Source organism: Streptomyces sp. NPDC002446 (assembly GCF_053595675.1).
Window position 1 is genome coordinate 1 of sequence record NZ_JBSFYC010000099.1, and the last position, 21,760, is coordinate 21,760.

General features: G+C 71.5%; 15 protein-coding genes. 12 read left to right on the plus strand and 3 right to left on the minus strand.

What is annotated here, in order from left to right; all coding sequences use genetic code 11:
- Nucleotides 1–175: 175 nt before the first annotated feature.
- Nucleotides 176–1,441: a PucR family transcriptional regulator gene (locus ACWD6P_RS33815; RefSeq protein WP_451448027.1), complete on the minus strand. Its 1,266-nt coding sequence runs from the start codon at nucleotides 1,439–1,441 to the stop codon at nucleotides 176–178.
- A 222-nt stretch (nucleotides 1,442–1,663) separates the two neighbouring features.
- Here ACWD6P_RS33815 and ACWD6P_RS33820 point away from each other — a divergent pair, with 222 nt between their 5' ends.
- The 3 genes from ACWD6P_RS33820 (at nucleotide 1,664) to ACWD6P_RS33830 (ending at nucleotide 4,807) form a co-directional block, all read left to right on the plus strand.
- Nucleotides 1,664–2,590, plus strand: coding sequence for a proline dehydrogenase family protein (locus tag ACWD6P_RS33820; RefSeq protein WP_451448028.1), 927 nt, complete (start codon nucleotides 1,664–1,666; stop codon nucleotides 2,588–2,590).
- Between the two features lie 139 nt (nucleotides 2,591–2,729).
- Nucleotides 2,730–4,361, plus strand: coding sequence for an L-glutamate gamma-semialdehyde dehydrogenase (gene pruA / locus ACWD6P_RS33825; protein WP_451448029.1), 1,632 nt, complete (start codon nucleotides 2,730–2,732; stop codon nucleotides 4,359–4,361).
- Between the two features lie 314 nt (nucleotides 4,362–4,675).
- Nucleotides 4,676–4,807 (plus strand): hypothetical protein, encoded by a 132-nt coding sequence (locus ACWD6P_RS33830; protein ID WP_261955507.1) that lies wholly within the window; start codon nucleotides 4,676–4,678, stop codon nucleotides 4,805–4,807.
- A 163-nt stretch (nucleotides 4,808–4,970) separates the two neighbouring features.
- Here the strand turns inward: ACWD6P_RS33830 and ACWD6P_RS33835 are convergent, their stop codons facing one another.
- On the minus strand, nucleotides 4,971–6,593 hold the full coding sequence (locus ACWD6P_RS33835) for a purple acid phosphatase family protein (protein WP_451448030.1): 1,623 nt from the start codon (nucleotides 6,591–6,593) through the stop codon (nucleotides 4,971–4,973).
- A 129-nt stretch (nucleotides 6,594–6,722) separates the two neighbouring features.
- On the opposite strand from ACWD6P_RS33835, the gene ACWD6P_RS33840 reads away from it, so the two are divergent.
- Together ACWD6P_RS33840 and ACWD6P_RS33845 are read left to right on the plus strand one after the other, a co-directional pair.
- Nucleotides 6,723–7,763: a 3-isopropylmalate dehydrogenase gene (locus ACWD6P_RS33840; protein WP_451448031.1), complete on the plus strand. Its 1,041-nt coding sequence runs from the start codon at nucleotides 6,723–6,725 to the stop codon at nucleotides 7,761–7,763.
- A 387-nt stretch (nucleotides 7,764–8,150) separates the two neighbouring features.
- A complete protein-coding gene (locus ACWD6P_RS33845) occupies nucleotides 8,151–9,239 on the plus strand; it encodes a branched-chain amino acid aminotransferase (protein WP_451448032.1) in 1,089 nt (362 codons plus the stop codon).
- 88 nt (nucleotides 9,240–9,327) lie between these two features.
- Here ACWD6P_RS33845 and ACWD6P_RS33850 read toward each other — a convergent pair whose 3' ends face one another.
- Complete coding sequence (locus tag ACWD6P_RS33850) at nucleotides 9,328–10,773, minus strand: cytosine permease (RefSeq protein ID WP_451448033.1); 1,446 nt, start codon at nucleotides 10,771–10,773, stop codon at nucleotides 9,328–9,330.
- A gap of 258 nt (nucleotides 10,774–11,031) precedes the next feature.
- Here ACWD6P_RS33850 and ureA point away from each other — a divergent pair, with 258 nt between their 5' ends.
- The 7 genes from ureA to ACWD6P_RS33885 all read left to right on the plus strand — a co-directional run bounded on the left by ureA (nucleotide 11,032) and on the right by ACWD6P_RS33885 (nucleotide 21,409).
- Nucleotides 11,032–11,736, plus strand: coding sequence for an urease subunit gamma (ureA, locus tag ACWD6P_RS33855; RefSeq protein WP_451448034.1), 705 nt, complete (start codon nucleotides 11,032–11,034; stop codon nucleotides 11,734–11,736).
- Nucleotides 11,733–13,421, plus strand: a complete 1,689-nt coding sequence (locus ACWD6P_RS33860; RefSeq protein ID WP_451448035.1) for an urease subunit alpha — start codon at nucleotides 11,733–11,735, stop codon at nucleotides 13,419–13,421. The genes ureA and ACWD6P_RS33860 overlap by 4 nt, the downstream gene beginning before the upstream one ends.
- 147 nt (nucleotides 13,422–13,568) lie before the next feature.
- Nucleotides 13,569–14,609 carry an agmatine deiminase family protein gene (locus ACWD6P_RS33865; RefSeq protein ID WP_451448036.1) on the plus strand — a complete coding sequence of 347 codons (1,041 nt, stop codon included), beginning with the start codon at nucleotides 13,569–13,571 and terminating at the stop codon, nucleotides 14,607–14,609.
- A 35-nt stretch (nucleotides 14,610–14,644) separates the two neighbouring features.
- The gene (locus ACWD6P_RS33870; protein ID WP_451448037.1) at nucleotides 14,645–15,253 is read left to right on the plus strand and encodes a TetR/AcrR family transcriptional regulator; all 609 of its coding nucleotides are present in this window, start codon (nucleotides 14,645–14,647) and stop codon (nucleotides 15,251–15,253) included.
- Nucleotides 15,254–15,345: 92 nt separating this feature from the next.
- Entirely contained in the window at nucleotides 15,346–16,677 is a 1,332-nt protein-coding gene (locus ACWD6P_RS33875) for an MFS transporter (protein WP_451448038.1), read from the plus strand.
- Nucleotides 16,678–16,958: 281 nt separating this feature from the next.
- Nucleotides 16,959–18,599, plus strand: a complete 1,641-nt coding sequence (cimA, locus tag ACWD6P_RS33880) for a citramalate synthase (RefSeq protein ID WP_451448039.1) — start codon at nucleotides 16,959–16,961, stop codon at nucleotides 18,597–18,599.
- A gap of 416 nt (nucleotides 18,600–19,015) precedes the next feature.
- The gene (locus ACWD6P_RS33885) at nucleotides 19,016–21,409 is read left to right on the plus strand and encodes a polysaccharide lyase 8 family protein (RefSeq protein ID WP_451448040.1); all 2,394 of its coding nucleotides are present in this window, start codon (nucleotides 19,016–19,018) and stop codon (nucleotides 21,407–21,409) included.
- The last annotated feature ends 351 nt before the right edge of the window (nucleotides 21,410–21,760 follow it).

Genomic DNA, 21,760 nt, shown 5'->3' on the forward strand with positions numbered 1-21,760 from the left:
GGCAGGGTGTCCGGACGTAAAGCGAAGCAGTCCGGACACCCTGCCCCGGAGGACCGCCACCGCACCCCGAAAAGCCCCGCGCAGCGGCACCCAGCCCGCCGCAGGCGCAACGGCGAGAAACAACCACGGCGGGAAAGCCGAAAACGTGGGCAGCAGGCAAAGCGCAGCGGAAGGGCTATAGGCGTGCCGCCTTCAACGCCATATGCAGCAGCAGCCGGTGTTCGCCGTCGTCGAGGTCGAGGCCGGTGAGCTTCTCCACGCGGCCCAGGCGGTAGTAGAGGGTCTGGCGGTGGATGCCCAGGGCCTGGGCGGTGCGGCTCGCCTGGCCCGCGCAGTCGAGGAACACCTCGGCGGTGCGGGCGAGTTCGGCGTGTGCGGGGGTGAGCAGCGGGCCGATCGCCGGGTCGGGGCCGGTGCCCGGCAGCGCGGTCAGCATGCGGTACGAGCCGATGGCGTCCCACTGGGTGATCGGCCCCAGCCGGGGTTCGGCGCGGGCCGCGCGGGCGGCGTCCAGCGCCTCGCGCCAGGTGGCGGGGAGGTCCGCCAGTTCCCGGGTGCCGACGCCGATCCCGGCGGCCCCCGGGTGGGGCCGGGCGGCGGTGCCGGGCCGTCCCGGGCCGGCGTGGTTCGCGGCGGCCGGGGTGCCGCCCGCGCGCGGGGAGCGCAGCAGATGTTCGGCCACCGTATGGGCCGGGGTGAGCGCGCCGGTCGAGCGCAGCCGTACGAGCGCGGCCAGCGCCGCCGCGGGCGCCGTGGACTGCGGAAGGCCGGTGGCCCGCAGCGAGCACGCCGCGAGCAGCCCCGGCAGGCTCGGCAGCGGCGACGTACCGGTGTCCGAGGCGTCCCAGGGCACCACCGCGACCAGGGTGAGCGGCACGCCCGGGGTGAAGCGCAGGGTGTCCCGCAGGGCGTCGCGCAGCGCGGTCGCGGCGGCCGGCCGGCCGGCGGGCTGCGCGACCAGCAACTCGCGCAGCAGGTCGCCGAGTTCCACGCCGGCCCGGGCCTCGTCGGCCAGCAGCGCGCCGATCCGGGCGGCGGTCTCCATGGCCTGGGCGATCCGCGGGTCGGGCGGTGTGCCGCGGCCGCCCAGCGCGAGGTCGGTCAGATGCCCGTCGTCCAGCAGCCAGACATAGCCGTGCACGATGCCGCGGTGGCGTACGGGCAGACAGATCCGGCCTTTGAAGACCCCGGCCGCCGGGTCCGGCGGAATGCGCAGCGCCGTCGTGGCGCGGGCGATCCCGAACGCCTCGAACCAGGCCCGTACCGCCGCCGACGAGCGCCTCTGCAGGATCGAACGGGTCCGTACCGGGTCCATGACCTCGTCGTCATCGCCCTCGTGCGCACCGAACGCGATCAGCCCGAAGTCCCGGTCCTCCAGCGTCGCCGGCGCGCCGAGCGCCGCCGAGATCTCGTCCACGAGCTGCTGGTAGTCGCCCCGCATGCCTCGCCGGCCCTCTCCTGTCGCAGTGGTTGCCCCTGGTTTCCGGTTTTCCCCTCACTATTCTCATACATCTGTCTGAGATCCCGACCACGAAGGCGTGACAGCTGTCGATGGCCGCGAAGTGGCGCGATCCTTAAGTTTCAGGTGGCTCAATCGTGCCGGGGCGTCCGGCTCGTACGGCGTTCGCATGGCATTTGCCATCCTGAATCGTGGAGGTGCCCCATGCTGGGTCCCGTGCTCCTCGCCGCAGCGCGCAGCGACAGCATCCGCCGAGTTGTCGCGGCCGCTCCGGTCACCCGCCCCGTGGTGGACCGGTTCATCGCCGGTGAGCGCCTGGACGAGTCCATGGTGGCCGTACGGGCCCTGGCCGCACGCGGTATGGAGGTCACCCTCGACCACCTCGGTGAGGACATCACGGACCCGGCCGAGGCGCTGCGCAACCGCGACGCCTACCTCCTGCTGGCCGAGGCCCTCAAGGAGCAGGGGCTCGGCGTCCGGGCCGAGATGTCGGTGAAGCTGTCCGCCTTCGGCCAGGCGCTGCCGGGCGGCCACGAGCTGGCGCTGAAGAACGTCACTCCGGTGGTCGAGGCCGCCGCCGAGGCCGGTACGACCGTGACCCTCGACATGGAGGACCACACCACGGTCGACTCCACCCTCGCGATCCTCGCCGAGCTGCGCGAGCGCTTCCCCCAGACGGGTGCGGTCGTGCAGTCCTACCTCTTCCGCACCGAGGACGACTGCCACGCGCTGGCCGGGGAAGGCTCCCGGGTGCGGCTGGTCAAGGGCGCGTACAAGGAGCCCGCGACGGTCGCCTTCCAGGACAAGCGGGAGGTCGACAAGGCCTATGTGCGCTGCTTGAAGATCCTGATGGCCGGGCAGGGCTACCCCATGATCGGTTCGCACGACCCGCGGATGGTGGCCATCGGCCAGGAGCTGGCGCACCGCAACGGGCGCAAGCCGGCCGACTACGAGTTCCAGATGCTGTTCGGCATCCGTGAGGCGGAGCAGCAGCGGCTGGTCGCCGAGGGGAACCGCATGCGGGTGTACATCCCCTATGGCACCGATTGGTACGGATACTTCATGCGCCGGCTCGCCGAGCGCCCCGCGAACCTCGCGTTCTTCCTGCGCTCGCTGGCCACACGAGGATGACGGATATGAGCAAGCAACTCATGGGCTGGGGGTCCGGGGGTTATCCCCCGGGAGACTGCAGCCTGAGGTCGCTCGCCACCCGCGGCTGAGCCCCGGCCCTTTTACGTACGTACGAACCGACGATCGAAGGAGAACGGCCATGGACGCTGTGACCCAGGTCCCCGTGCCGGTGAACGAGCCGGTCCACACCTACGCCCCCGGCACCCCCGAGCGGTCCCGTCTGGAGGCCAAGCTCAAGGAGCTGGCCGGCAACCCGATCGAGCTGCCGATGACCATCGGCGGCGAGCGGCGGATGGGTGGTGGCGAGCGCTTCGACGTCGTACAGCCGCACAACCACTCCGCCCGGCTCGGCACGTACGCCAACGCCACGGTCGCCGACGCCCAGGACGCGGTGGACGCCGCGCTGGCCGCCGCCCCGGCCTGGCGCGCGATGTCCTTCGACGACCGCGCCGCGATCATCCTGCGGGCCGCGGAGCTGCTCTCCGGCCCGTGGCGCGAGACGATGGCCGCCGCCACGATGCTCGGCCAGTCCAAGACCGCCCAGCAGGCCGAGATCGACACGCCCTGCGAGCTGATCGACTTCTGGCGCTTCAATGTGCACTTCGCGCGCCAGATCCTCGCCGAGCAGCCCCCGGCGAACTCCCCGGGCGTCTGGAACCGCTCGGACCACCGCCCCCTCGAAGGCTTCGTCTACGCGATCACGCCGTTCAACTTCACCGCGATCGCCGGCAACCTCCCGACCGCCCCCGCCCTCATGGGCAACGTGGTCGTCTGGAAGCCGTCCCCGACCCAGACCTTCGCCGCCGTGCTGCTGATGCAGCTGCTGGAGGAGGCCGGTCTGCCCAAGGGCGTGATCAACCTCGTCACCGGTGACGGCAAGGACGTCTCCGAGGTGGCGCTGACCCACCCCGACCTGGCGGGCATCCACTTCACCGGCTCGACCAAGACCTTCCAGTACCTGTGGAAGACGGTCGGCAACAACATCGAGAACTACAAGACCTACCCGCGACTGGTCGGCGAGACCGGCGGCAAGGACTTCATCGTCGCCCACCCCACGGCCGACCGCGCCGTGCTGAAGACCGCCATGACCCGCGGCGCCTTCGAGTTCCAGGGCCAGAAGTGTTCCGCGGCCTCCCGCGCGTACGTCCCGGCCTCCCTGTGGAACGCCGGGTTCAAGGAGGAGTTCGCCGCCGAGGTCGAGTCGCTGACCATGGGCGACGTCTCGGAACTGGCGAACTTCATGGGTGCCGTGATCGACGAGCGCTCCTTCGCCAAGAACAAGGCCGCGATCGACCGCGCCAAGGCCGACCCGACCGTGGAGGTCGTGGCCGGCGGCACGTACGACGACAGCGAGGGCTACTTCGTCCGCCCGACGGTCCTGGTCTCCACCGACCCGGAGAACGAGATCTTCAAGGACGAGTACTTCGGCCCGATCCTGGGCGTCTACGTCTACGACGACGCCGACTACGACGCCATGCTCACCCAGATGGAGTCCGCCTCGGCCTACGGCCTGACCGGTTGCGTCATCGCCCAGGACCGTGCGGCGGCCGCCGTGACCTGCGAGAAGCTGCGCTTCGCGGCCGGCAACTTCTACATCAACGACAAGCCGACCGGCGCCGTCGTCGGCCAGCAGCCCTTCGGCGGCGGCCGCGCGTCCGGCACCAACGACAAGGCCGGCGCCAAGCAGAACCTGATGCGCTGGACCTCCACCCGGTCCATCAAGGAGACGCTGGTCCCCCCGACGGACTACCGCTACCCGCACATGGGCTGACGCCTCCCCGCTCCGCGGACGAACCGCCTCCGGCCACTGGCCGGGGGCGGTTTTGTGCTGCTCGGGGCGGCCTCCGTCTCAGATAGTAGGAAGCCCAAGTAATTGTGCAGACATCACGGCGGAGCTGCCCTACGTTTGTAGGAGCCGAACGTGTCGCTCGATCGAGCGAAGGCGGATGCGGCCCGGTGCGCGAGCGCAGGCGACCCCTGCGGTGCCGGGGCCCCTGCCCCTTCCGGCCTATCCGGAACGACGCCTGGGCGACGTTCCGAGACTCTCCCACTCCTTCTCGGGGCTTTGGCATTGGAGACATGATCATGGCCGAGACCGCCGTCCGCAGGACCCGCCACTCCGCCCGTACGACCAACGACGCCGACCGCAGGAACGCCGCGGCCGCCCTCCAGCGCGCCCTCGACCGCCGGGACAACGGCGGCTCGACCGGGCACTGAGGCGATGCGCGCGCAGGCCGGGCCGGTGCCGTCGCGGCTGTCATCGGAGCTGTGCCACTGCTGGTGGCGGATCCGGTCGTCGCTGGCCCGTTGGATCAGCCCCTCGTGAACGCCGTAGGGGGCGCCCGGGTCCCGGGCGCCCCCTACGGCGCGGTGATCCCGCTCAGCGCGAGCGGGTCACCTCGAAGTGGTCGATGCGCTCGCCGGATTCGGCGAGGGCGGTGACCTTCATCCGCGGGCGGTGGCCCGGGGAGACCTCGACGGCGATGAACGAGTAGCCGGTGTAGCGGACCCGCGACCACTCCACGGTGTCCTTGGTCTTCACCTGGCCCTTGGACCAGTGGAACGTGTCGACGTGGTCGAGGTCCTTGACGTGGCCCTCGTAGCTGTCGGGTACGGGGAAGTCGTAGAGGGTCTTGCCCGCGCCGCCGGCGGTGACGTAGACGATGCCCTCGCGCGCGGCGTCGACGGACTCGCCGATCGGCATCTTCTTGGCGACCCGGCCGCCCTTGAGGGCGTCGGTCCGCTCGTAGACGTGGTTGTGCCCGTTGATGACCAGGTCCACCCGGTGCTTGTCGAACAGCGGCAGCCAGGCGTCGCGCACCCCGCCCTCGGAGGCGTGCGAGCGGGTGGTGGAGAAGGCGCAGTGGTGGAAGAAGACCACGATGAAGTCGATGCCCTCGGTGGCGCGCAGCTCTGCCAGGCGGCGGTCGAGCCAGCGGGTCTGCTTCCCGCCGGTGTAGCCCTGGTTGGCGGGGATCTCGTACGAGACGTCGTTGGCGTCCAGGGCGACGACCGCGACGTTGCCGTAGGCGAAGGAGTAGACGCCGGGGGCGTTCTCGGCGTCCGGGCCGTTGCCGGGCAGCGTCCAGCGGGCGTTCTGGCCGCCGTAGCCGTGCGGCGAGTACCAGGCCTCCATGTCGTGGTTGCCGGTGGTCACCATCCACGGCACGGACTTGGCCACCGACTCGGTCTGGGCGAGGAACTGGTCCCACACCCGCGCGTCGTAGGTGTCGTGGTCGGAGCCCTGGCCGTCGTCGTCCGCGTAGCAGATGTCGCCCGCGTGCAGGTGGAAGGAGGGGTTCTGACCCAGGATCAGCTGGTCGTTGGCGAGCGCGTGGTAGCTGACGCCCTGGTCGCCGAAGGCGGTGAAGACGAACTTCTCGGCGCGGGCCGGGGCGGTGCGGAAGGTGCCGACCGTGGAGAAGTGGCGCGCGTCGGCCGGGTCGAAGCCGTCGTGGCCGACGCCGTAGTAGTACGTGGTGCCGGGCCGCAGACCGTCGAGGGCCGCGTGCAGGTAGTACTGCCGGACGGCGGGGAGCTTGGCGGAGAGCGACGGGGTGTGCAGCGCGCGCACCTCGGCCTCGACCTTGCGTCCCAGGTCCCAGCGCCGAAGGCCGACCCGGATGTACGGGCGCCTGACCGCGAACGGCACCTGCCAGCTCACCCGCATCTGGCTCCTGGGGTCGGCGCCGAAGGCGAGGTGGCGGCCGAAGGGGGCGACCAGGGATCCGTCGACGGCGGCGGTGGCGGGCGAGGCCAGCAGGGCGGGGGAGGCGGGAGCCGGTACGGCGGGGGACGCCTGGGCCGAGCCGACCAGCAGACCGGAGCCGGCGACCACTCCCGCGGTGGCCGCCGAGGTGCGCAGCAGGCCTCGGCGGGTGAGCTTCGTACGGAGGTACTCGTGCTGCTCGGGCATGCTCATCCGGGCCGCGAGCCGCTCCGGAATACCGACGCGCGGGGTGTGCGAGGGCAGGGGAGCGTCCCTGCGGGGATTTCCAGTCATGCCCCCGAATTTCCCCGCACCACCCGACCGTTGCGGGGCGACCGGGTGAACGGGAGCTGACCGGCTCACCATGTGTCCGTATGCCGGACGTTACGTGTCAATCAATGGGACGAAGAGTAGGGTCCAAACATGTCTCGCAGCATTCGCCTCGCAGTGATCCCCGGTGACGGTATCGGCCAGGAAGTCGTCGCCCAGGGCCTGAAGGTCCTGACCGCGGCCCTCCCGCAGGACGTCAAGCTGGAAACCAAGGAGTACGACCTTGGTGCCCAGCGATGGCACGCGACCGGCGAGACGCTGCCGGACGCGGAGCTGGAGTCGCTCAAGCGGCACGACGCGATCCTGCTCGGCGCCATCGGCGACCCGTCCGTACCGTCGGGCGTACTGGAGCGCGGGCTGCTGCTCAAGCTCCGCTTCGCCTTCGACCACTTCGTCAACCTGCGCCCGTCGAAGCTCTTCCCCAACACCTCCACCCCGCTGGCCGGGCGCCCCGAGATCGACTTCGTCGTGGTGCGGGAGGGCACCGAGGGCCCGTACACCGGCAACGGCGGCTCGCTGCGCACCGGCACGCCGGCCGAGGTCGCCACCGAGGTCAGCGTCAACACCGCCTACGGCGTCGAGCGGGTGGTCCGCGACGCGTACGAGCGCGCCAACGCCCGCCCCCGCAAGAAGCTGACGCTGGTTCACAAGAACAACGTCCTGGTCTACGCGGGCCACATGTGGAAGAACATCTTCGACCAGGTGGGCCAGGAGTACCCCGAGGTCACCACCGACTATCTGCATGTCGACGCCGCGACGATCTTCTTCGTCACCCAGCCCGAGCGGTTCGACGTGATCGTCACCGACAACCTCTTCGGCGACATCCTCACCGACCTCGCCGCGGCCGTCACCGGCGGCATCGGCCTGGCCGCCTCCGGGAACATCAACCCGACCGGGCAGTTCCCGTCGATGTTCGAGCCGGTGCACGGCTCCGCGCCGGACATCGCGGGCACCGGCAAGGCCGACCCGACGGCGACGGTCCTCTCGGTCGCCCTGCTCCTGCGCCACCTCGGCTTCGAGCCGCAGGCCGCCCGCATCGAGGAGGCCGTCGCGGCGGACCTGGAGGCCAGGGACGGTACGGCCCGCACCACGGACGAGATCGGCGACGCCCTCGCCGCACGAGTAGCGGGCTGAGGCCCGCACAGCGCACTTGGCACCACCCACGACAGCGCCGGGCCGGGATCTCGCAATCCGGGCACCGGCGCTGTCCGCGTTGCCCCGTCTGGGCTACTGCCCGGTTGGGTGCGACCATCGGACCCGGACCGCGCACACCGGTTCCGGCGGCGGAGAGCCACGAGCGATAATCGGACGTGGCATCGCCGTCCGCGGGGAAACTCGGACGTCCCAGTAACGACCGGTACGTTCAAGATCTTCGTCAGCGCGGCCGCCACACACCGCACCGGTGCCCGCACGGTGGGTCGGACCCCTACCCCCGGCCGGAGGGCTGGGCCGGTGACCTCCCCCAGCTCATGCTGGGCGGTACCCCCGGGTATCGGAACACGCAGCGAAGGACACGCATTCATGACGACGCCCACGATCGAGCTCAAGCCCTCCTCGCACCCGCTGTCCGACGCGGAGCGGGAGCAGATCCTGGCCGCCCCCGGCTTCGGCCGTCACTTCACCGACCACATGGTGACGATCCGGTGGACGGAGGGCCGCGGCTGGCACGACGGGCAGCTCGTGCCGTACGGGCCGCTCTCCCTCGACCCGGCGACCAACGTCCTGCACTACGCGCAGGAGATCTTCGAGGGCCTCAAGGCCTACCGCCAGCCCGACGGCTCCGTCGCCATGTTCCGCCCCGACGCCAACGCCCGGCGCTTCCAGGCCTCGGCGCGCCGGCTGGCCATGCCCGAGCTGCCCGTGGAGACCTTCATCGAGGCGTGTGACGCGCTGGTCCGGCAGGACAAGAAGTGGGTGCCCGCGCACGGCGGCGAGGAGTCCCTCTACCTGCGCCCCTTCATGATCGCCACGGAGGTCGGGCTGGGCGTCAAGCCCGCCAACGAGTACCTCTTCGTCGTCATCGCCTCTCCGGCCGGCGCGTACTTCGCCGGCGGCGTCAAGCCGGTCTCCATCTGGCTGTCCGAGGACCGGGTGCGCGCCGTCCCCGGCGGCATGGGCGACGCCAAGACCGGCGGCAACTACGCCGCGTCGCTGCTCGCCCAGGCCGAGGCCGCGGTGCACGGCTGTGACCAGGTCGCCTACCTCGACGCCGTGGAGCACAAGTGGGTCGAGGAGCTCGGCGGCATGAACCTGTACTTCGTGTACGGCGACAAGATCGTCACGCCCACGCTGACCGGCTCCCTGCTGGCCGGTGTCACCCGTGACTCCCTGCTGTCCGTCGCCCGCGACCTGGGCTTCGAGTCCGAGGAGGCCCGGGTCTCCATCGAGCAGTGGAAGGCCGACACGGAGAACGGCACCCTCACCGAGGTCTTCGCCTGCGGCACCGCCGCCGTGATCACCCCGGTCGGCACGGTCAAGTGCGCCGGCGGCGAGTGGACGCAGTCCGGCGGCGAGCCCGGCAAGGTCACGCTGAAGCTGCGCGAGGCGCTCCTGGACGTCCAGCGGGGCGTCGCAAAGGACACGCACGGCTGGATGCACCCCCTGGGCTGATCCCGTACCTCCCGGGGAGCCGCCCCCGGAGACGACCGAGGCCGCCCCGGCATGCTGTCGGGGCGGCCTCGGTCCTGTTCTCGCCGGCTCAGCCGGTCTCCGCCGGTGCCTTGGCGGGGGCGGGGGAGGGGAGGGGGCGCACCGCCGGGACGGGGCGCGGATCGCGGGCGGTGAGGGCGAGGTAGGCCGCACCGGCCACGGCCGCCGCGAGCAGGAAGCTGACGTCGATGCCGCCCGTGTAGGCCAGCAGCGGGCCCTCGTACAGGGGCGTGGCCACCGCCGTCAGGCCGACCGCCGAGCCCAGCGCCCAGGCGACGGCCGCCGGGATGCTCCAGCCCGCCCGGTACCAGTAGATTCCGCCGCGCGTACCGCGGTTGTAGACCTGGAGCGACTCCGGGTCGTAGGTGCCCCGGCAGCGGGCGAAGCCGATCACGGTGATCACCGCCCAGGGCGTGCCGACCGCGGTCATCAGCAGGACGAAGGAGGTCATCGCGTCCTGCGCGGCCCACAGGAAGTGACCGGCGTAGACCAGCGCGGTCGAGATCCCGGCGACCACGTACGTGGCCTGGGTGCGGGTCGCGCGCGGCAGGATCGCATCGAGGTCCAGGCCCATGCTGTAGAGCATCAGACCGGCGTTGCCGACCGAGCCGGCCGAGGCGTTGAGCAGCAGCAGGCCCAGGAACCAGAAGGGGGCGCCGGCCACCAGCGGGCCCGCGTAGTCCTCGCCCGCCCCGACCGCCAGGGCGGTGAACGTGCCGAAGAGCTGCGGCACCAGCAGGCCGATCACCAGGCCCAGACAGGTCGCGCCGAAGACCTTCTTGGAGCTGTGCCGCCGCGGGGAGATGTAGCGGCTGTAGTCGCCGAGCAGGGTGATGAACGCGATCGGACCGCTCAGTCCCGCGGAGACGGCGGCCAGCAGCCAGGTCTGCCAGAAGCCGCCGAGCACATACGAGCTGCCCTGCGGCGCGGCGGTGGTGAAGGTGCCGGCGTACGCCACGATGCCGATCGCCAGCAGGGCCGTCAGGCCGATCGCCAGTACCTTGCTCAGCCGCAGCAGCACCCGGTAGCCGTAGACCGCGCCGAGTGCGGTGGCGCCCGCCAGCAGGGCGTAGACCAGGGCGTAGGTCGCGCCGCCGGTCGGCAGCCCGGTCAGGCGGTGCAGACAGCCGACGACCGCGTCCCCGCCGACCCACAGGGTCAGCGCGGTGTAGCCGAGCGACAGCAGCAGGCCGATGACCGAGCCGATGAGCCGGCCGCGTACGCCGAAGTGGGCGCCGCTGCTGGTGGAGAGGTTGGTGGCGCTGCGCAGGGAGACCAGCGCGAGCGGGGCGGTCAGCAGGGTGCCGGTGAGGGTGCCCGCCACCAGCGAGGTCACCGAGGGCCAGAAGCCCAGCCCGAAGGAGACCGGTAGCCAGCCGAAGATCACAACGCCGAGGGCGAGGTTCGACCCGAGCAGGATCGAGATGAGGTCGCGGGGACCGCTGGTGCGCTCCTCGTCCGGGATGGTGTCGACTCCGCGTTGTTCGATCGGCATGAGGGCTCCCCTGAGAGGCCGGACAACAGTGTGTGAGCAGTGCTCTGCGTGCAGTGCTCCGAGAGGTGGACAGCGCTCGGAATGAGCGGTGCTCGCGCCGTGGAAACTACGGCCGAGATCATTTGAGCGGTGTTCTATTCACCGCCGTTTTAGAACAGCGCTCAATGTGACTCACCCCCATGGAGTAGGTCAACACTTTCGGCTTGACTGATTTCAGAGTTAGAGTGATGCTCTAATCAAGCAGGAAGGTGGGACGGGATGCGGTTGACCCCGACGGAACGCGACCGGCTGCTGCTGTTCGGCGCGGCCGAGCTGGCGCGGACGCGCCGGGCCCGCGGACTGAAGCTGAATGTGCCCGAGGCGACCGCGTTGATCGCGGACACAGTCTGCGAGGCGGCGCGGGACGGGCGCCGCCTCGCTCAAGCCATCGAGGCGGCACGCAGCGTGCTCGGCCCGGACGATGTGCTGCCGGGCGTGGCCGACGTGGTCACCGAGGTGCATGTGGAGGCCGTCTTCGACGACGGCTCCCGCCTCGCGGTGGTCAGCGACCCGATCGGCGGCGTCGCGGCGGCCGCGGGGAGCGAGGGGGCGCCCGCGCCCGGCGCGGTGCTCCCCGGCCCGGCCGACCCGCAGCCCGAGCCCGCGGTGGTGCTGACCGTACGCAACACCGCGACGGTGCCCGTCAGCGTCACCTCGCACTTCCACTTCTTCGAGGCCAACCCCCGGCTGGACTTCGACCGCGGTGCCGCGTACGGCATGCGGCTGTGCGTACCGGCCGGCTCGTCGGTGCGGTTCGACCCCGGCGGCGCCGCGAAGGTCGGCCTGGTCCCGATCGGCGGCGACCGGATCGCGATCGGCTTCGCCGGTCTCGTGGACGGCCCGCTGGACGCACCGGGCGCGAAGACGGAAGCGCTGCGGCGGGCCGCCGCCTGCGGCTACCTGGGAGCGGAGGAGCGGACATGACCATCGACCCCCACGAGTACGCGTCGGTGCACGGCCCGCGGGCCGGTGACCGGGTCGTCCTCGGCGACTCGGGCCTGGTCGTCCGGGTGGAGTCCGACGCCCAGAAGCCCGGCGACGAGTTCCTGGCCGGCTTCGGCAAGACCGCCCGCGACGGGCTGCTGCTGAAGGCCGCCGCGGTCCGCGACACCTGCGACGTCGTGATCAGCAACGTCCTGGTCATCGACGCGGTCCAGGGCATCCGCAAGGTGTCCATCGGCATCCGCCAGGGCCGGATCCACGCCATCGGGCGGGCCGGCAACCCCGACACCCTCGAAGGTGTCGACGTCGTCGTGGGCACCGGCACCTCGATCGTCTCCGGCGAGGGCATGATCGCCACCGCCGGCGCCGTCGACACCCATGTCCATCTGCTCTCGCCACGCGTCATGGAGGCCTCCCTGGCCTCCGGCGTGACCACGATCATCGGCCAGGAGTTCGGCCCGGTCTGGGGCGTCGGCGTCAACTCGCCCTGGGCGCTGGGCCATGCCTTCGGCGCCTTCGACGCCTGGCCGGTCAACATCGGCTTCCTCGGCCGGGGCTCGTCCTCCGGTGACGCGCCGCTGGTCGAGGCGCTCGCCGAGGGCGGCGCCTGCGGCTTCAAGGTCCACGAGGACATGGGCGCGCACGCCCGCGCCCTGGACACCGCGCTGCGCGTCGCCGAGGACCACGACGTCCAGGTCGCGCTGCACAGCGACGGCCTCAACGAGTGCCTCACCGTCGAGGACACCCTGCGCGTCCTGGACGGCCGTACCATCCACGCCTTCCACATCGAGGGCTGCGGCGGCGGGCACGTCCCCAACGTCCTGAAGATGGCCGGCGTCCCCAACGTCATCGGCTCCTCCACCAACCCCACCCTCCCCTTCGGGCGGGACGCGGTCGCCGAGCACTACGGCATGATCGTCTCGGTCCACGACCTGAAGACCGACCTGCCCGGCGACGCCGCGATGGCCCGCGACCGCATCCGCGCCGGCACCATGGGCGCCGAGGACGTGCTGCACGACCTCGGGGCGATCGGCATCACCTCCTCCGACGCCCAGGGCATGGGCCGGGCCGGTGAGACCGTGCGCCGCACCTTTGCGATGGCCGGGAAGATGAAGGCCGAACTGGGCCCGATGGAGGGCGACGGCCCGCATGACGACAACGCGCGGGTGCTGCGCTACATCGCCAAGCTCACCATCAACCCCGCCATCGCCCACGGCCTCTCCCACGAGATCGGGTCGATCGAGGTCGGCAAGATGGCCGACATCGTGCTGTGGAAGCCGCAGTTCTTCGGCGCCAAACCGCAGCTGGTGCTGAAGTCCGGCTTCCCCGCCTACGGGGTCACCGGCGACCCGAACGCCGCCACCGACACCTGCGAACCCCTGGTGCTCGGCCCGCAGTTCGGGGCGCACGGCGCGACCCCCGCGGAGATCTCGGTCGCCTTCGTCGCCCGCGCCGCCGCCGAACAGGGCGGCGACCACCTGCCCACCCGCCGCCGCCGGGTCGCCGTCCGCGGCACCCGCGGCATCGGCCCCGGCAACCTCGTCCACAACTCCCGCATCGGGCAGGTCCAGGTCGACGGGGGCAGCGGGCTGGTCACCCTCGACGGCGACCCGATGCGCTCCGAACCGGCCGACACCGTCTCGCTGTCCCGGCTCTACTTCCTGTGAACGGCCCGTGTGCGCGGCCCGTGTGAACGCCCCGTGTGCGCGGCCCGCGTGGACGAGGACGGCGTGCGCGAGCACCTCTCCCTCGCCCAACCCCCTTGAAAACCCCGCCTGTTACCCCGCTACTACCGCCCCGTGAGGACCCCCCGCATGAGCACCCCTGTCGCCGACGGCTTCCGTATGCCCCCGGAGTGGGCCCGCCACGAGCGCACCTGGATGGCCTGGCCCGGCCCGAACTTCACCTTCGGCGAGGAGGGCGGCGAGACGCTGGCCGGGGCCCGCCGCGCCTGGGCCGGGGTCGCCCGCGCCGTGCGCCGCTTCGAGCCGGTCACCGTCGTCGTCGGCCCCGGCCAGGCCGAGGGCGCCCGCGCGCTCCTCGGCCCGGACATCGACCTCGTCGAGCGCCCGCTCAACGACGCCTGGATGCGTGACATCGGTCCCACCTTCCTCACCGACGGCAAGGGCGCGCTCGCCGCGACCGACTGGGTGTTCAACGGCTGGGGCGCCCAGGAGTGGGCCCGCTGGGACCTCGACGAGAAGATCGCCGAGCAGGTCTCGGCGCTGGCCGGCGCCCGCCGGTACGCCACCGGGCTGGTCAACGAGGGCGGCGGGATCCACATCGACGGCGAGGGCACCGTCCTGCTCACCGAGACGGTCCAGCTCGACCCGGGCCGCAACCCCGGCCGCACCGCCCAGGAGGTCGAGGCCGAGATCCACGCCCACCTCGGCACCACCAAGGCGATCTGGCTGCCGCGCGGCCTGGCCGCGGACTACGGACAGTTCGGCACCCGCGGCCATGTCGACATCGTCGCCGCCTTCGCCCGCCCCGGCACCGTGCTCGTGCACACCCAGCCCGATCCCGACCACCCCGACCACGCGATCTGCAGCGAGATCGTCAAGCTGCTGAGCTCGGCCACCGACGCCAGGGGCCGGCACCTGGAGGTCGTCGAGGTGCCCGCGCCGACCGTCATCGAGGAGGACGGCGAGCTGGTCGACTACTCCTACATCAACCACTACCTCTGCAACGACGGCGTGGTGCTGTGCGGCTTCGACGACCCGCGCGACGAGGAGGCGGCCGCCATCTTCCGCCGGCTCTTCCCCGACCGGACGGTGACCCTCGTCGACGCCCGTACGATCTTCGCAGCGGGTGGCGGTATCCACTGCATCACCCAGCAGCAGCCCCAGGCCTGACCGCAGGCCCCGTAACAGCCGACCCGGAGGTCCCCTTGCCCGGTCCCGTGCGCCGTCCCCGGCGCCGGCTCAACCAGCCCCGCGAGCAGGTCCTCGCCGCGGCGATGGCCACCATCGCCGCGGAGGGCCTGGACCGGCTGACCATGGCCGGCCTCGGCCGTGAGGTCGGCATGAGCAGCGGCCACATCCTCTACTACTTCGGTACGAAGGACGAGCTGCTGCTGCAGACCCTCCAGTGGAGCGAGGAGCAGCTCGGCGCCGAGCGCCGGGCCGCCCTCTCCCGCCGCGTCCCGGCCCGCGAACGCCTGGACGCGCTGATCGACCTCTACCTCCCCGAGGGCCACCGCGATCCGCGCTGGACCCTGTGGCTGGAGGTCTGGAACCGCTCCCAGAACGCCGACGACGAGACCCGCGAGCGCCAGCTCGAACTGGAGCTCGCCTGGCACCGCGACCTGGTCGCCCTCCTCGTCGAGGGCGCCTCCAAGGGCGAGTTCCGCCCCGTCGACGCCGAACGCCTCGCCACCCGCATCCGCGCCCTCCTCGACGGCTTCGGCACCCACCTCGTCGTCGGCCTCCCGGGCACGGACCGGGAACAAGTCCAGCTCCACATACGGGAGTTCCTGGACGAGTCGCTCATGCCGTGAACGGCCCCATGACCGCAACGCACTCAAGTACGCGCGATCGTTGCCGACCCGGCCCTTGCCGACGGACCGCCGGTCCGAGACCGTGATCGGCTATGGGACGAGAGCAATGGAAGAAGATCTGGGTCGGCTCGGCCGGCAACATGGTCGAGTGGTTCGACTGGTTCGTCTACGCCAGTTTCGCGGTCTACTTCGCGGATTCGTTCTTCCCCAAGGGGAATGACACCGCGAACCTCATGAACACCATGGGGATCTTCGCCGTCGGGTTCTTCATGCGGCCGGTCGGCGGCTGGCTGCTCGGCCGGGTCGGCGACCGCAAGGGACGCAAGGCCGCGCTGACGCTGACCGTCACGCTGATGTCCGCCTCGGCGGTGCTGATCGCCATCGCGCCTACGTACGCCGTCGCGGGCTACGGCGGCGTCGCCGTACTCCTCATCGCCCGGATGCTGCAGGGTCTCTCGGTCGGCGGCGAGTACGCGGCCAGCGCCACCTACCTCACCGAGGCGTCCGCTCCCGGGCGGCGCGGCTTCGCCTCCAGCTTCCAGTACGTGTCGATGACCGCGGGGCAGCTGGTCGGCCTCGGCCTGCAGATCGTGCTGCAGCGCACCATGTCCGAGGAGGCGCTGCACAGCTGGGCCTGGCGGATCCCGTTCATCGTCGGCGCGCTGGGCGCCGGGATCGTCTTCTATCTGCGGCGCAACATGCTGGAGACCGACGTGTACGCGGAGGACGAGGGCGCCCGGTCCGACCCCGGCCGCGGCACGGTCAAGGCGCTGTGGGCCCACAAGCGCGAGGCGTTCCTGGTCATCGCGCTCACCATGGGCGGCACGGTCGCGTACTACACGTACACGACCTACCTCACCAAGTACCTCTCGGGCAGCGTGGGCATGGACAAGCCGACCGCCTCGCTGGTCAGCTTCTGCGCGCTGTTCCTGTTCATGTGCCTGCAGCCGCTGGCGGGCCGGCTCTCCGACCGGATCGGACGGCGGCCGCTGCTGATCACCTTCGCGGTCGGCTCGACGTTCCTGACCGTGCCGATCATGACGCTGCTCAAGCACGCCGGCAGCTTCTGGCCGGCCCTCGGGCTGTCGCTGCTGGCGCTGGTCGTGGTCACCGGCTACACCTCGATCAACGCCTGTGTGAAGGCCGAGCTGTTCCCGACCGGCATCCGGGCGCTGGGTGTGGCGCTGCCGTACGCCATCGCCAACGCGCTGTTCGGCGGCACCGCGGAATATGTCGCCCTGTGGTTCAAGAACGGCGGCATCGAGTCCGGCTACTACTGGTACGTCGCCGGCTGCGCCGCCGTCTCGCTGATCGTCTACATCACGATGCGCGAGACCCGCACCATCGATCTGCACCGGGTCGGCAAGCCGTCCCGCGGAGAGGGCGACGACGAGGGCAGCGGCTCCCGCGTGCTCGCATCCTGAGACGGACGGAGCTGCGGGGGCGGTATGTGCCAGACTGCCCCCGTGCTCTCGTTCGCCATGATTATTGGCAGCAGGCGCGCCGGTCCGCAGTGACCTCCCCGTACGAACCGAGTACGGCGTGGCCACCGTCGTCCCAGACCCGCGCGCAGACCTCTCGCACCCGCGAGGGGTTTTTTCGTTTCCGGCCCACACCTCACCGGAGGCGGAGCGCGAGGGATCATGGAGGGGCGGTGGAACCGGTAATTCCGGTAGACCGAGATCCCGACAGGAGCCAGATCAGCATGACGGACGCACATAATGCCGCCCCCTCGGCCGCTTCCCGTCCCGCCGGCGCAGTGTCCGACGACTTCCATGTCTTCGACACCACGCTGCGCGACGGTGCACAGCGCGAGGGCATCAACCTCACCGTCGCCGACAAGCTGACCATCGCCCGGCACCTCGACGACTTCGGCGTCGGCTTCATCGAGGGCGGCTGGCCCGGCGCCAACCCCCGGGACACCGAGTTCTTCCAGCGCGCCCGCGAGGAGATCGACTTCCGGCACGCCCAGCTGGTGGCGTTCGGCGCGACCCGCAAGGCCGGCGTCCGCGTCGAGGACGATCCGCAGGTCGCCGCGCTCCTGGAGTCCGGGGCCCCGGTGATCACGCTGGTCGCCAAGTCCCATGTCGGGCATGTGGAGCTGGCGCTGCGCACCACGCCGGAGGAGAACCTCGCGATGGTGCGGGACACCGTCGGCTACCTGCGCGCCCAGGGCCGCCGGGTCTTCCTCGACTGTGAGCACTTCTTCGACGGCTATGCGCTGGACGCGGTGTACGCCAAGGACGTCGTACGGACCGCGGCCGAGGCGGGCGCGGACGTGGTGGTGCTCTGCGACACCAACGGCGGCATGCTCCCCGCCCAGATCACCGCCGTCGTACGGACCGTACTGGCCGACACCGGCGCGCGGCTGGGGATCCACGCCCAGGACGACACCGGCTGCGCGGTGGCCAACACCCTGGCGGCGGTGGACGCCGGAGCCACCCACGTCCAGTGCACCGCCAACGGCTACGGCGAACGGGTCGGCAACTCCAACCTCTTCCCGGTCGTCGCCGCCCTGGAGATCAAGTACGGGCGCCGGGTGCTGCCCGAGGGCAAGCTCGCCGAGACCACCCGGATCTCGCACGCCATCGCCGAGGTCGTCAACCTCACCCCCTCCACCCACCAGCCCTACGTCGGCGTCTCCGCCTTCGCCCACAAGGCCGGGCTGCACGCCTCGGCCATCAAGGTCGACCCGGACCTCTACCAGCACATCGATCCGGCGCTGGTCGGCAACACCATGCGGATGCTGGTCTCCGACATGGCCGGCCGGGCCTCCATCGAACTCAAGGGCAAGGAGCTGGGCTTCGACCTGAGCGACGACCGCGAGCTGGTCGGACGGGTCGTCGCGCGGGTCAAGGAGCGCGAACTGGCGGGCTACACGTACGAGGCCGCCGACGCCTCCTTCGAACTGCTGCTGCGCGAAGAGGTCCAGGGCAAGCCGCTGCGCTACTTCACCGTCGAGTCCTGGCGGGCGATCGTCGAGGACCGCCCAGACGGCACGCACGCCAATGAGGCGACCGTGAAGCTGTGGGCCAAGGGGGAGCGGATCGTCGCCACCGCCGAGGGCAACGGCCCGGTCAACGCGCTGGACCGGGCGCTGCGGGTGGGCCTGGAGCGGATCTATCCGCAGCTGGCGCACCTGGAGCTGGTCGACTACAAGGTGCGCATCCTGGAGGGCGCGCTGGGCACCGGCTCGATCACCCGGGTACTGGTGTCCACCAGCGACGGCAAGGGGGAGTGGTCGACGGTGGGCGTGGCGGAGAACGTCATTGCGGCGTCGTGGCAGGCGCTGGACGACGCGTATGCGTATGGGTTGTTGCGGGCGGGGGTTACGCCGGAGGTGTAGCTGCCCACGTTGTCGGCTGTCCCGCCGTGGGGGTTGCGCTTGTTTCGCCTGCGGCGGGCGGTGTCCGCTGCGCGGGGCTGTTCGGCTGCCGGTGGCGGTCCTCCGGGGCAGTGTTTCCGGACTGCTTCGCTTTACGCTCCGCTTCGCTCCGCCTTTGCTCTTCATCGAGCCTTCGGAAGCAAAGCCCGGACACCCTGCCCCTCCGGCCCGCCACCTCCCGTGGGTGGGGGAAAAGGGTTGGTGGGGGCGCGCCTGTGTGGTTCCCGACGGGTTCTGCCGCCGTGGTGCTGGCCACGACGGCGAGAGTCCGGCAGCATCAACGACGGCAGAAGCGACCTCACTTACCCACCCACGGGAGGGGCCGGACCGGAGGACGGAGTCCGTAGGGAAAGCCGACAACGTGGGAAGGCCGACACATGTGGTCACGCCGGGGATTTCTCACCGTCTCCACCTCGGGCGCCCTGAGCCTTGCGGCACCACGCCGCACGGCGCCCCGCGGGGCGGAGGACCCGTACACCGCCCTGCGGACCCGTTGGTGCGCGTTGGCGCTCGGCAGCGGGTTCGATCCGGCCGCGCCGCCGTTCGCCGCCGTGCTCAAGGAGACCGGGGACCTTGCGACCGCGTACCAGTCGGGCATGCGGCCCGCGGCCCACGCGCTCTGGGAGGACTGTCCCTACGATCCTCCCTCCGGCATCACCCGGAGCTACAACCGGCTGTGCACCATGGCCCAGGCCTACGCCCAGCCCGGCACCGGCCGCACCGGGGACCGGGGCCTCGCCGATGACCTCCTCACCGGTCTCGACCACCTCGAAGCCACCGTCTACCACTCCGGCACCACCCGCTACGGCAACTGGTGGGAGTGGCAGATCGGCAGCCCCAGACTCCTCCTCGACACCGTCGCGATCCTCGACGAGCGGCTGCCCGGCGGCCTCCCCGGTGAGCTGCGCGACCGCTGCCTCGCCGCCGTCGACCACTTCGTCCCCGACGCCATGCTCGGTGACTACGCGGGCACCAGTACCGGCGCCAACCGCGTCGACCTGTGCCGGGTGGTCGCCCTGCGCGGCATCCTCGGCCGCCTGCCCGGCAAGATCGCGCTGGCCCGGGACGCCCTCTCGCCGGTCTTCCCCTACGTCACTGAGGGCGACGGCCTCTACGCCGACGGCTCCTTCGTCCAGCACTCCTGGGTCGCCTACTCCGGCACCTACGGCTGTGTCCTGCTGGACGGCCTGGGCCGGCTCTTCGCCCTGCTCGGCTCCTCGCCCTGGCCGGTCACCGACCCGGCCCGGCAGATCGTCTTCGACAGCGTCGAGCACGCCTACGCGCCGCTGCTCCACAACGGCCTGATGATGGACAGCGTCAACGGGCGGGCCGTCAGCCGCGGTTATCTGCAGAGCGACGAGCGGCGGGTGCTGCGCAGCGACCACTACCACGGGCATGCGCTGATCGCCGCCGTCGCGCTGCTCGCGGAGGCCGCGAGCAGCGCCGAGCGGACGCGCTGGCACGGCATGATCAAGGGCTGGATCGCCCGCGACCGCACGCTGCCGGTCCTCACCGACCGGCAGTACGGCGTCGCCGACCTCGCCCGGCTGCGGAAGATCGCCGACGGCCCGGTGGCCGCCGCGCCCGAACCCGTCGGCCACCGGCTCTTCCCGGCCATGGACCGCGCCGTGCACCGCCGCCCCGGCTGGGCCGCGGGCCTGGCCATGGCCTCCGACCGCATCACGTACTACGAGAACGGCAACGGCGAGAACCCGCGCGGCTGGCACACCGGCGCCGGCATGCTCTATTGGTGGGGCGCGGACTTCGCGGGCGACCAGTACACGGACGCCTTCTGGCCCACCGTCGACCCCTGCCGGCTCCCCGGTACGACCGTGTCCACCAAGCCCCTCGCCGACAACGAAGGCGGCGGCTGGGGCGAACCCAGGCCCACCGCGCGCTGGGTCGGCGGCACCACCGACGGCGAATTCGCCGCGATCGGCCAGGACCTGCGCGGACTGTCCTCGACCCTCACCGCCCGCAAGTCCTGGTTCGCGCTGGCGGACTGCGTCGTGTGCCTGGGCGCCGGTATCAGCTGCGGCGACGGCGTGCCCGCGGAGACCGTCGTGGACAACCGCTGCCTGGGCGAGTACGGCACCCAGGCGCTCACCGTCGACGGCGTACGACAGCCCGGCACGCTCGGCCGCCGCGCCTCCTTCCGCTGTGCGCGCTGGGCCCACCTCGCCGGGCACGGCGGCTGGGTCTTCCCCGGCGGGGCACCGCTGAACACGCTGCGTGAGGCCCGTACCGGCTCCTGGCACGACATCAACGCCACCTCCACCCGGCAGCCCTTCACCCGCCGCTACCTCACCCTCTGGCACGACCACGGCACCGACCCGGCCGATGCCCGCTACGCGTACCTCCTGATGCCGGGCGCCACCGCACGTGCCGTCGCGGGGCGCGCCGCCGACCGGCGCTGGCTGACCGTGCTCGCCAACGACGCCGGCCGTCAGGCGGTCGCGGTCGACCCGCTCGGCGTAACGGCGGCGAACTTCTGGCGGGCAGGGCGCGCGGGGCCGCTCGCCAGTAGTGGTCCGGCGAGCGTGCTGGTGCGCGAGCGGCGGGGCGCGGTGCGGGGCCGGACGGCGCGGCTGTGCGTCGCCGCCCCGGACCGCTCCGGCGCAACGCTGGAGATCACCTGGTCACGGCCGGTGCGCGCGGTGCTCGACCACGACCCGGCGATCGAGGTGCTGGCCACGGGGGACGCGCTGCGGCTGCGCCTGGCCCCCGGGACCAGCTGCGCCACCCACGGCTGCACGGTGCGGCTGCCCTGACCCCGCCGCTTTGACCAGGACGGCAACCCTCCGCTGCCGTTTGTCGGGCCCATACAGACCAAGGACGGCTCCGCCACCCGAACGGACGCCGGGCCGCGGGCCGCGTACAGGACGGTTCTGTACTGCCTGCCCACCAAAACGCATGGGACGTTGTACGAAACCGACATCGGTGTGCGGCGCCTCGCACACGTACCGTCGATACATGACCACTGTCGAAGATCTGCCCGCCGGCGCCACCGACGCCCGCGGGCGTGTCGCCGAGCTGCACGCCATCCGTGAGCAGGTCCGGCGAGGGCCCAGTGAGCGGGCGACCGAGGCGCAGCGTGCGAAGGGCAAGCTGACGCCGCGCGA

Coding starts and splice junctions, on each gene's coding strand:
- ACWD6P_RS33815 (WP_451448027.1), bottom strand. CDS start 1,441: ATGCGGGGCGACTACCAGCAGCTCGTGGACGAGATCTCGGCGGCGCTC.
- ACWD6P_RS33820 (WP_451448028.1), top strand. CDS start 1,664: ATGCTGGGTCCCGTGCTCCTCGCCGCAGCGCGCAGCGACAGCATCCGC.
- ACWD6P_RS33875 (WP_451448038.1), top strand. CDS start 15,346: ATGGGACGAGAGCAATGGAAGAAGATCTGGGTCGGCTCGGCCGGCAAC.
- ACWD6P_RS33865 (WP_451448036.1), top strand. CDS start 13,569: ATGAGCACCCCTGTCGCCGACGGCTTCCGTATGCCCCCGGAGTGGGCC.
- ACWD6P_RS33835 (WP_451448030.1), bottom strand. CDS start 6,593: ATGACTGGAAATCCCCGCAGGGACGCTCCCCTGCCCTCGCACACCCCG.
- ACWD6P_RS33830 (WP_261955507.1), top strand. CDS start 4,676: ATGGCCGAGACCGCCGTCCGCAGGACCCGCCACTCCGCCCGTACGACC.
- ureA (WP_451448034.1), top strand. CDS start 11,032: ATGCGGTTGACCCCGACGGAACGCGACCGGCTGCTGCTGTTCGGCGCG.
- pruA (WP_451448029.1), top strand. CDS start 2,730: ATGGACGCTGTGACCCAGGTCCCCGTGCCGGTGAACGAGCCGGTCCAC.
- ACWD6P_RS33885 (WP_451448040.1), top strand. CDS start 19,016: ATGTGGTCACGCCGGGGATTTCTCACCGTCTCCACCTCGGGCGCCCTG.
- ACWD6P_RS33860 (WP_451448035.1), top strand. CDS start 11,733: ATGACCATCGACCCCCACGAGTACGCGTCGGTGCACGGCCCGCGGGCC.
- ACWD6P_RS33845 (WP_451448032.1), top strand. CDS start 8,151: ATGACGACGCCCACGATCGAGCTCAAGCCCTCCTCGCACCCGCTGTCC.
- cimA (WP_451448039.1), top strand. CDS start 16,959: ATGACGGACGCACATAATGCCGCCCCCTCGGCCGCTTCCCGTCCCGCC.
- ACWD6P_RS33840 (WP_451448031.1), top strand. CDS start 6,723: ATGTCTCGCAGCATTCGCCTCGCAGTGATCCCCGGTGACGGTATCGGC.
- ACWD6P_RS33850 (WP_451448033.1), bottom strand. CDS start 10,773: ATGCCGATCGAACAACGCGGAGTCGACACCATCCCGGACGAGGAGCGC.